The sequence below is a fragment of the Streptomyces daqingensis genome (assembly GCF_014645895.1).
GTDB lineage: Bacteria > Actinomycetota > Actinomycetes > Streptomycetales > Streptomycetaceae > Streptomyces > Streptomyces daqingensis.
The window spans coordinates 106,936-115,412 of record NZ_BMMP01000017.1 but is presented as its reverse complement, the minus strand read 5'-3'; the positions used below and the strand labels follow the sequence as shown (position 1 = coordinate 115,412).

Here is an 8,477-nt window from a genome sequence, read left to right as displayed (position 1 = left end):
CAATTCATCCGGCACCAAGCGCTCCACGATCCCCACGACCCCAGGCTACCGACTGCCGACCAAATGAGACGAGCTCTTAGGACCGTCCAGGCTTCACACGCCGGGAGCCTAGCCCCGCGTCACACACAAGGCGGCGGGGGCAGAGCCCTCCGGCCCTGCCCCCGCCGAGCGTGCCCGCCCCGCCCCTCACACCGGTGCGATGTCCGGTGCTCCGAGCCGGGCCGCGTCCGCCGTCAAGTCGTCCGGCTGGCGCTGGGATTCGCGCTCGGCCTCGACGCGCTTCTCGTAGTACTCCACCTCGCGGTCGACCTGGTCGGCGTCCCAGCCGAGGACGCCCGCCATCAGCTCGGCGCACTCGCGCGCGCTGCGCGTTCCCCTGTCGAACGTCTCGATGGAGATCCTGGTGCGACGGGTCAGCACGTCGTCGATGTGCCGTGCGCCCTCGTGCGAGCAGGCGTAGACGATCTCCGCCTTGAGGTAGTCGTCGGCAGCCGGCAGCGGTTCGCCGAGCTTGGGGTCGTCCGCGATGAGCGCGAGCAGCTCCTCCGTCAGCGCGCCGTAGCGGTTCAGAAGGTGCTCGACCCGTGCCACGTGCAGCCCCGTTCGTGAGGCGAGGCGTGCACGCGCGTTCCAGAGCGCGTGGTAGCCCTCCGCGCCGACGAGCGGCACCTCTTCGGTCACGCAGTCCGCGACCCGGTGGTCCAGACCGTGCACGGCTTCGTCCACGGCGTCCTTGGCCATGACCCGGTACGTCGTGTACTTGCCGCCGGCGACGACCACCATGCCCGGCACCGGGTGGGCGACGGTGTGCTCCCGCGAGAGCTTGCTCGTCGCCTCCGACTCGCCGGCCAGGAGCGGACGCAGCCCCGCGTACACACCCTCGACGTCGTTGCGCCCGAGGGGCACCGCCAGCACCGAGTTGACGTGGTCGAGCAGGTAGTCGATGTCGGCGCTGGAGGCCGCGGGGTGCCGCTTGTCGAGGTCCCAGCCGGTGTCGGTGGTGCCGATGATCCAGTGCCGGCCCCACGGGATGACGAAAAGGACGCTCTTCTCGGTGCGCAGAATCAGCCCGCTCTGCGAGTGGATGCGGTCCTTCGGTACGACGAGGTGGATGCCCTTGGACGCACGCACGTGGAACATCCCGCGCTCGGCGATCAGGCTCTGCGTGTCGTCTGTCCACACGCCTGTGGAGTTGACGATCTGACGGGCCCGCACCTCGTACTCGCCGCCCTGTTCCAGATCCTCGATCCGCGCGCCGACGACGCGTTCACCTTCGCGCAGGAAGCCGATGACGCGCGCGCGGTTCGCGGTGTGCGCCCCGTAGGCGGCGGCCGTGCGTACGACTGTCGCGACGTAGCGCGCGTCGTCGACCTGCGCGTCGTAGTACTGCAGGGCGCCGACGAGTGCGTCCTTGCGCAGCGCGGGCGCCACCCGCAGCGCGTGCCGGCGCGAGAGGTGCCGGTGCGTGGGCAGCCCGCGCCCGTGCCCGGAGGAGACGGACATCGCGTCGTACATGGCCACGCCCGCACCGGCGTAGAGGCGCTCCCAGCCCTTGTGCTGCAGCGGGTAGAGGAACGGAACGGGCTTCACCAGATGCGGCGCGATGCGCTGCAGCAGCAGCCCGCGCTCCTTCAGCGCCTCGCGCACGAGGGCGAAGTCCAGCATCTCCAGATAGCGCAGACCGCCGTGGATCAGCTTGCTGGAGCGGCTCGACGTGCCGGACGCCCAGTCGTTCGCCTCGACGATGCCCGTGGACAGGCCACGCGTGACGGCGTCCAGCGCCGTCCCCGCCCCGACGATGCCGCCTCCGATGACGAGCACGTCCAGCTCGCGTTCAGACATCTGTGCCAGCGCTTGCGCGCGCTGTTCCGGTCCCAGTGTCGCCGTCCTCACCGCTGCCTCCTGTGGGTCGTGCGTCGCCCGTCCGTGGTGATGTCAGAACGTAGGCAGTGTTCCCATGTCGATGGTCCTCCAACTCCATGACTTCGGCGGTGCCGCGCCGCATCCCTCAGCGGGTAATCCCAGATATCCGTCATATTGCCGATTAACTTGCTATAGCGCCGCGCAGTGCCCGCAGGCGCCGCCTACAGCCATCTCCGGGGCCTTCCTCGGAAGGCCGCCCACGAGGCCGGAGCAATGGAGCGAGGGGAGCAAGGGAGAGGATGTCTGCCGCGAAACCCGCAGATCTCGCCGTCCTCGGACTGGGCCATTCGGGTCTTCCCGTGGCACAGGCCGCCGTCGCCGCAGGCGTCGCCACTCTCGGCTACGACCCGGACGAGCGCACGGTCGCCGACCTCAACGCGGCCCGTCCCCCCGCGGACGGCACCCTGACCGCCGCCGACCTGCGCCGCATGATCGCGCGCGGCTTCCGCGCCACGACGGACCCCGCGGTCCTCAGCCGCGTCCGCACCGCGCTGATCTGCGTGCCCACGTCGCTGGGCCCCGACCGCGCGCTGAATCTGTCGGCCGTGCGTACTGCCGCTCACACGCTCGCCTCCCGGTTGCGTCGCCGCACGACGGTGGTGCTCGAGTCGGCGGTGTACCCGGGCAGTACGGAGGAAATCCTCCGCCCGCTGCTCGAAGAGGGCTCGGGCCTGCAGGCGGGACGTGATTTCCATCTCGCCTACTCCCCCTCCCGCACCGACCCGGGCAGCCGCCACTACGGGTACGCCAACACCCCGAAGGTCATCGGCGGTCTCACCCCGGCCTGTACGGAAGCGGCAGCCGCCTTCTACGGACGCCTCGCCGACAAGGTCGTACGCGCCCGGGGTCCCCGCGAGGCGGAGGCGGCGCAGTTGCTGGAGACCAACTTCCGCCAGGTCAACATCGCCCTCGTCAACGAGATGGCGGTCTTCTGCCACGACATCGGCGTCGACCTGTGGGACGTCATCAGGTGCGCGGAGACCAAGCCGTTCGGCTTCCAGGCGTTCCGCCCCGGCCCGGGCGTCGGCGGCCACAGCGTCTCGATCGACCCCAACTACCTTGCCTACCGGAGCCGTTCACTCGGTTATCCGCTGCGCATGGTCGAACTCGCGCAGGAGGTCAACGCCCGCATGCCGCGCTACGTCAGCCAGCGGGCCGCCGCGCTGCTCAACGAACACGGAAAGTCGGCGCGCGGCGCCCGCGTACTGCTGCTCGGCGTCACGTACAAGCCCGACCTGCCCGACCAGGAGGGCGCGCCCGCCCGGGAGGTCGCTCTCCTGCTCAAGCAGCTCGGCGCACAGGTGAGTTACCACGATCCGTACGTCATGCAGTGGCAGGTCGCGGACCAGCCGGTGCCCCGCGCGGATTCGCTGTACGAGACGGCGGCGCAGGCCGACCTGACGGTGCTGCTCCAGCACCACACCACGTACGACCTGCAGGGGCTGGCCTCGAAAGCCCAACTGCTGTTCGACACAAGAGGCGCGAGCCCCACGGGTGCGGCGCACCGGCTGTGAACGCCGGACGGCAGGCGGCCCTCAGCGCGTGACGGTGACCTCGACGCGCTGGAACTCCTTCAGCTCCGAGTAGCCCGTCGTCGCCATCGCGCGCCGCAGCGCACCGAAGAAGTTCATCGACCCGTCCGGGGTGTGCGACGGCCCGAGCAGGATCTCCTCCGTCGTGCCGACCGCGCCGAGGTTCATGCGCTTCCCACGCGGCACGTCCTCGTGCACCGCCTCCATGCCCCAGTGGTGACCGTGCCCGGGGGCGTCGGTCGCCCGTGCCAGCGGCGAGCCGATCATCACGGCGTCCGAGCCGCAGGCCACCGCCTTGGGCAGGTCCCCGGACCAGCCGACGCCGCCGTCCGCGATGACGTGGACGTACCGGCCGCCCGACTCGTCCAGGTAGTCACGGCGGGCGGCCGCGACGTCCGCCACGGCCGTCGCCATCGGCACCTGGATGCCGAGCACGTTCCGCGTGGTGTGCGCGGCACCGCCGCCGAAGCCGACGAGCACGCCCGCCGCGCCCGTGCGCATCAGGTGCAGCGCCGCCGTGTAGGTGGCGCAGCCGCCGACGATGACGGGCACGTCGAGCTCGTAGATGAACTGCTTGAGGTTGAGAGGCTCCGCCGCGGAGGAGACGTGCTCCGCGGAGACGGTCGTGCCGCGGATGACGAAGATGTCCACGCCGGCGTCGACAACGGCCTTCGAGAACTGGGCGGTTCGCTGCGGGGAGAGCGCCGCGGCCGTGACCACACCCGCCGCACGGACCTCCCTGATCCGCTCTCCGATCAGCTCTTCCTTGACCGGCTCCGCGTAGATCTCCTGCATCCTGCGGTTCGCCGTGCGCTCGTCCAGCTCCGCGATCTCCTCGAGCAGCGGCTCCGGGTCCTCGTAACGGGTCCACAGGCCTTCGAGGTTGAGGACGCCGAGGCCGCCGAGCTCGCCGATGCGGATCGCGGTGGCGGGTGAGACGACCGAGTCCATCGGGGCTGCCAGGAAAGGCAGTTCGAAGCGGTAGGCGTCGATCTGCCAGGCGATCGAGACCTCCTTCGGGTCGCGCGTGCGGCGGCTCGGCACCACGGCGATGTCGTCGAAGGCGTACGCCCGCCGTCCGCGCTTGCCGCGCCCGATCTCGATCTCAGTCACCTGTGAAGCCCTTCTCGCCCTGTGCTCCGGTTCGCGCTCCGGTCTGCCGTCCCAGTATCACCGACCGGCGCGCGGCACCGGCCGGGAGGGGCGGGGCTCAGCGCCGTGAGTAGTTCGGCGCCTCGGTCGTCATCTGCACGTCGTGCGGGTGGCTCTCCTTCAGACCCGCCGAGGTGATGCGTACGAACTGCCCGCGCGCCTTGAGTTCCGGGACGCTGCGTCCGCCCACGTAGAACATCGACTGCTTGAGCCCGCCGACCAGTTGGTGCACGACCGCTCCCAGCGGACCACGGTAGGGGACCTGCCCCTCGACGCCCTCGGGGATGAGCTTGTCGTCCCCGCTGACTTCCTCCTGGAAGTAGCGGTCCTTGGAGTACGACTTGGTCTCGCCCCGCGACTGCATGGCGCCCAGCGACCCCATGCCCCGGTAGGACTTGAACTGCTTGCCGTTGATGAACAGCAGCTCGCCCGGGGACTCTTCGCAGCCCGCCAGCAGGGAACCGAGCATCACGGTGTCGGCGCCGGCCACCAGGGCCTTGGCGATGTCGCCGCTGTACTGCAGGCCGCCGTCGCCGATGACGGGGACGCCGGCCTCCTTCGCCGCGAGGGACGCCTCGTAGATCGCCGTGACCTGCGGAACGCCGATGCCGGCCACGACGCGCGTCGTGCAGATCGAACCGGGCCCGACGCCGACCTTGATCCCGTCGACCCCCGCGTCGATGAGCGTCTGCGCGCCTTCCCGGGTGGCGACGTTGCCGCCGACGACGTCGACCGACGAGTTCGACTTGATCTTGGCGACCATGTCGCCGACGAGCCTCGAATGACCGTGAGCCGTGTCGACGACGACGAAGTCCACGCCCGCCTCGACGAGCGCCTGCGCCCGCTCGTACGCGTCACCGGCGACGCCCACCGCCGCACCGACGACGAGCCTGCCCTCACCGTCCTTGGCTGCCTGCGGATACTGCTCGGCCTTCACGAAGTCCTTGACGGTGATGAGGCCCTTGAGCACACCGCCGTCGTCGACGAGCGGCAGCTTCTCGATCTTGTGCCTGCGCAGCAGCTCCATCGCCTCGTTGCGGGAGATGCCGACCCTGCCCGTGACCAGCGGCATCGGCGTCATGACCTCGCGCACCTGGCGCTCGCGGTCGGCCTCGAAAGCCATGTCGCGGTTGGTGACGATGCCGAGCAGCTTCCCCGCCGCGTCCGTCACCGGCACGCCGCTGATGCGGAAGCGGCCGCACAGCACGTCCGCGTCGCCCAGCGTCGCGTCCGGACGGATCGTGATCGGGTCGGTGACCATGCCGGACTCGGAGCGCTTGACCCGGTCCACCTGCGCGGCCTGGTCCTCCACGGAAAGGTTGCGGTGGAGGACGCCGACGCCGCCCTGCCGGGCCATGGCGATGGCCATCCGCGCCTCGGTCACCTTGTCCATCGCCGCCGAGAGCAGCGGCACGTTCACCTTGACGTTGCGCGAGACGTACGAGGCGGTATCGATCTCACCGGGAGCCATGTCGGACTCGCCCGGCAGCAGCAGCACGTCGTCGTAGGTCAGCCCGAGCATCGCGAATTTGGCAGGCACTCCGGCCTCGGCTCCGACTCCGTCGTTCGCTGTCATGACACCTTTCCCATGCTTGCCCAGGCTGAACGTCCATGCTAAACGGCCCGGGACTACTGCTCTGCCAGAGCCCTCAGCCTGCTCAGGGCCCTGTGCTGCGCGACGCGGACGGCGCCCGGCGACATCCCGAGCATCTCCCCGGTCTCCTCCGCGGTGAGGCCGACGGCCACCCGGAGCAGCACCAGTTCGCGCTGGTGCTGGGGCAGGTTGGCGAGCAGCTTCTTGGCCCAGGCGGCGTCGCTGCTCAGCAGGGCGCGCTCCTCGGGACCCAGTGAGTCGTCGGGCTGCTCGGGCATCTCGTCCGAGGGCACCGCCGTGCTGCCCGGACCGCGCATCGCCGCGCGCTGAAGGTCGGCGACCTTGTGCTGGGCGATGGCGACGACGAAGGCCTCGAAGGGCTTGCCTGTGTCGCGGTAGCGCGGCAGGGCGCAGAGCACGGCGATGCAGACCTCCTGTGCGAGGTCGTCCACGAAGTGGCGAGCGTCACCCGGAAGCCTGGTCAGCCGCCTCCGGCAGTACCGCAGGGCGAGTGGATGCACCCGGGCGAGGAGGTCGTGCGTGGCCTGCTCGTCACCTTCGGCCGCACGCCGTACGAGTGCACTCACGACTGCGGTGTCGTCGTGCCCGTCGTCGCGCATCGGTCCATGGTGCACTGGCGCCACAGATTCAGTCGTACCGCGTCCGTAGTTGTGCACCGAAGCGTTATGAGCAGGGGCAGTGGCCCTCATCTCCCGCGCCCTCCCCTCACGCCTGACCCGCCGGTCCCGAGGAACTCCATACTCCAAGCATGCGGCACTCGCGAGATTACCGAACCGCTTACGCCGCCCCGCCCTCCCCCTGAGGGCGGCCCATGACTCGGGTGTCGCGGAGTTCTCCCAGGCGGGGACGGGCGGGCAGTTGGCGAACGTGAGTTATCGAACGAGTCCCCATCGGAACCCGAGGGCCACCGCGTGAGCGCGGTCCGAGGCACCGAGCTTCTTGAAGAGCCGGCGGGCGTGTGTCTTGACGGTGTCCTCCGAGAGGAACAGCTCACGGCCGATCTCGGCGTTGGAGCGTCCGTGGCTCATGCCTTCCAGCACCTGGATCTCACGCGCTGTGAGTGTCGGGGCGGCGCCCATCTCGGCCGAGCGCAGCCGCCGCGGCGCCAGTCGCCAGGTCGGGTCCGCCAGGGCCTGCGTGACCGTGGCCCTCAACTCGGCGCGCGAGGCGTCCTTGTGCAGGTATCCGCGGGCGCCCGCCGCCACCGCGAGCGCCACCCCGTCGAGGTCCTCGGCCACGGTCAGCATGATGATGCGGGCACCGGGGTCGGCGGACAGCAGCCGCCGGACGGTCTCGACTCCGCCAAGGCCGGGCATGCGCACGTCCATGAGGATGAGGTCGGACCGGTCGGCGCCCCAGCGACGGAGGACTTCCTCGCCGTTGGCCGCCGTCGTCACACGCTCGACGCCGGGCACGGTCGCGACCGCGCGGCGGAGCGCCTCCCGGGCAAGCGGGGAATCGTCACAGACGAGGACGGATGTCATGAACGCCCTCCGCAGCTGATGCGCGTCACCTTGAGCCTCCAGGCTGTTACGAATCGTCACCTGTGCGGTCGGCGCTCCACGGACATCAGTACCTGAGTCCGACTTCGCCAACCGCCTCTCCGCTCACTCAACGACGGTCACCCAAAAGAGTTACGGGCTTCGGCCACCGCCATCAGCACTCTACGTGATCAGTCGTACACAGTTCACCCGCATCGCACTGAGGGGTTTCCCCGAGTGGCGTCTTTTACCTTTTGACCTATTTAGCACTACTTAGATCTGCTTCTCGCTTTCTTTCGGCTAGGTTCGCAATGAGTCATATTTGTCTATGAATGGATGGAGCGAGCCTCACTAGCCGTCGAGAGGAAGCGCAATGGCAGACTTCTCCCGCCTCCCCGGCCCCAACGCCGACCTGTGGGACTGGCAGCTCCTGGCCGCGTGCCGCGGCGTCGACAGTTCGCTCTTCTTCCACCCGGAGGGAGAGCGGGGTGCAGCCCGCAGCGCGCGTGAGGCTTCCGCGAAGGAGGTCTGCATGCGGTGCCCCGTCCGTTCGGAGTGCGCCGCTCACGCCCTGGCGGTGCGCGAGCCGTACGGCGTGTGGGGAGGGCTGACCGAGGACGAGCGCGAGGAGCTGATGGGCCGGGCCCGCAGCCGGCTCGTAGCCGTGCCCGACAGGAGCTGACGTCCAGCGGCCGACCCGAGAAGAAACGTTTGCACCTGGACCCCTGTACGACACCGCCGCCGCCACAGGCGCTCCGCAGCCGTCCCGTCGCA

General features: G+C 69.7%; 7 protein-coding genes. 2 read left to right on the top strand and 5 right to left on the bottom strand.

Translation table 11 applies throughout. From position 1 onward, the window contains the following. Window positions 1-186: 186 nt before the first annotated feature. Entirely contained in the window at window positions 187-1,893 is a 1,707-nt protein-coding gene (locus tag IEY56_RS23430) for a glycerol-3-phosphate dehydrogenase/oxidase (RefSeq protein ID WP_189039254.1), read from the bottom strand. A 269-nt stretch (window positions 1,894-2,162) separates the two neighbouring features. Here IEY56_RS23430 and IEY56_RS23425 point away from each other — a divergent pair, with 269 nt between their 5' ends. Further along, window positions 2,163-3,437, top strand: coding sequence for a nucleotide sugar dehydrogenase (locus IEY56_RS23425; RefSeq protein ID WP_189039253.1), 1,275 nt, complete (start codon window positions 2,163-2,165; stop codon window positions 3,435-3,437). A 21-nt stretch (window positions 3,438-3,458) separates the two neighbouring features. Here the strand turns inward: IEY56_RS23425 and IEY56_RS23420 are convergent, their stop codons facing one another. From IEY56_RS23420 to IEY56_RS23405, 4 genes are all read right to left on the bottom strand, one after another. Then, on the bottom strand, window positions 3,459-4,568 hold the full coding sequence (locus tag IEY56_RS23420; RefSeq protein WP_189039252.1) for a GuaB3 family IMP dehydrogenase-related protein: 1,110 nt from the start codon (window positions 4,566-4,568) through the stop codon (window positions 3,459-3,461). 97 nt (window positions 4,569-4,665) lie between these two features. Continuing rightward, on the bottom strand, window positions 4,666-6,183 hold the full coding sequence (gene guaB, locus IEY56_RS23415; protein ID WP_189039251.1) for an IMP dehydrogenase: 1,518 nt from the start codon (window positions 6,181-6,183) through the stop codon (window positions 4,666-4,668). 53 nt (window positions 6,184-6,236) lie between these two features. Then, window positions 6,237-6,821: a sigma-70 family RNA polymerase sigma factor gene (locus IEY56_RS23410; protein WP_045867075.1), complete on the bottom strand. Its 585-nt coding sequence runs from the start codon at window positions 6,819-6,821 to the stop codon at window positions 6,237-6,239. Between the two features lie 273 nt (window positions 6,822-7,094). Then, complete coding sequence (locus tag IEY56_RS23405) at window positions 7,095-7,706, bottom strand: response regulator transcription factor (RefSeq protein ID WP_003948568.1); 612 nt, start codon at window positions 7,704-7,706, stop codon at window positions 7,095-7,097. A gap of 370 nt (window positions 7,707-8,076) precedes the next feature. On the opposite strand from IEY56_RS23405, the gene IEY56_RS23400 reads away from it, so the two are divergent. Next, window positions 8,077-8,385, top strand: coding sequence for a WhiB family transcriptional regulator (locus IEY56_RS23400; RefSeq protein ID WP_045867074.1), 309 nt, complete (start codon window positions 8,077-8,079; stop codon window positions 8,383-8,385). Window positions 8,386-8,477 lie beyond the last annotated feature (92 nt).

Bases quoted from the DNA above. Each gene is read 5' to 3' on its own strand.
- IEY56_RS23425 (WP_189039253.1), top strand. From the start codon at position 2,163: ATGTCTGCCGCGAAACCCGCAGATCTCGCCGTCCTCGGACTGGGCCAT.
- guaB (WP_189039251.1), bottom strand. From the start codon at position 6,183: ATGACAGCGAACGACGGAGTCGGAGCCGAGGCCGGAGTGCCTGCCAAA.
- IEY56_RS23410 (WP_045867075.1), bottom strand. From the start codon at position 6,821: ATGCGCGACGACGGGCACGACGACACCGCAGTCGTGAGTGCACTCGTA.
- IEY56_RS23405 (WP_003948568.1), bottom strand. From the start codon at position 7,706: ATGACATCCGTCCTCGTCTGTGACGATTCCCCGCTTGCCCGGGAGGCG.
- IEY56_RS23400 (WP_045867074.1), top strand. From the start codon at position 8,077: ATGGCAGACTTCTCCCGCCTCCCCGGCCCCAACGCCGACCTGTGGGAC.